Here is an 856-nt window from a genome sequence, read left to right on the forward strand (position 1 = left end):
CATATTTTGGCGATGGATTATCTGATGAACGGCGGCGAGAGCAACATCTTTAATCTGGGCAACGGCGTCGGCTTTACCGTCAAAGAAGTCATTGACACCGCCCGCAAGGTCACCGGCCATCCGATTCCGGCAAAGACCACACCGCGCCGCGCAGGCGATCCGGCACAGCTCATCGCATCCAGCGAAAAGGCGAGAAGCGTTCTGGGCTGGCATCCGGAACATGCAGATTTGGAAGAAATCATTGCGACGGCTTGGAACTGGCACAAACATCATCCGCACGGATTTGCAAAGTGAGGCGGCACCGTATGAGAAACGAAAGCATACAAGCGCTGGTGGACTACGCAGAGCGCACAGGACTGATTGAAAGCGCAGATCGCGTATGGGCGGTCAACCGCCTGTTGGAAGTCCTGCACGCGGACACATACACGCCGCCGAAGCAGGCGGCAAGCGGCAGTCTGGCTGATATTTTGCGCGATTTGTGCGACTGCGCGCTGGAGACCGGCGCGCTCGAACAGGACAGCGTGGTGTATCGGGATTTGTTTGACACCAAGCTGATGGGCGCGCTGACGCCGCCGCCGAGTCAGGTGCAGAACAACTTTACATTTCTGTATAACCAAGACCCCAAGCGCGCAACCGATTGGTTCTATCAATTCTCGCAGAATACCAATTATATCCGCAGAGACCGTATTGCAAAAGACGTCAAATGGATTGCTCCGACCGAATACGGCGATTTGGACATTACCATCAATCTATCCAAACCGGAAAAAGACCCGAAGGCGATTGCGGCAGCCAAATTGATGCCGCAGTCCTCGTATCCCAAGTGCCTGCTGTGCAAGGAAAATGAGGGCTATGCCGG

At 55.0% G+C, this 856-nt stretch carries 2 pseudogenes; both read left to right on the forward strand.

Annotated features, from left to right (window positions below):
* Positions 1-294 (forward strand): annotated as a pseudogene (locus tag KQI75_RS13455) (UDP-glucose 4-epimerase GalE); the annotation flags it as partial.
* 11 nt (positions 295-305) lie between these two features.
* Positions 306-856 (forward strand): annotated as a pseudogene (locus tag KQI75_RS13460) (UDP-glucose--hexose-1-phosphate uridylyltransferase); the annotation flags it as partial.

The sequence above is a fragment of the Butyricicoccus intestinisimiae genome (assembly GCF_018918345.1).
GTDB lineage: Bacteria > Bacillota > Clostridia > Oscillospirales > Butyricicoccaceae > Butyricicoccus_A > Butyricicoccus_A intestinisimiae.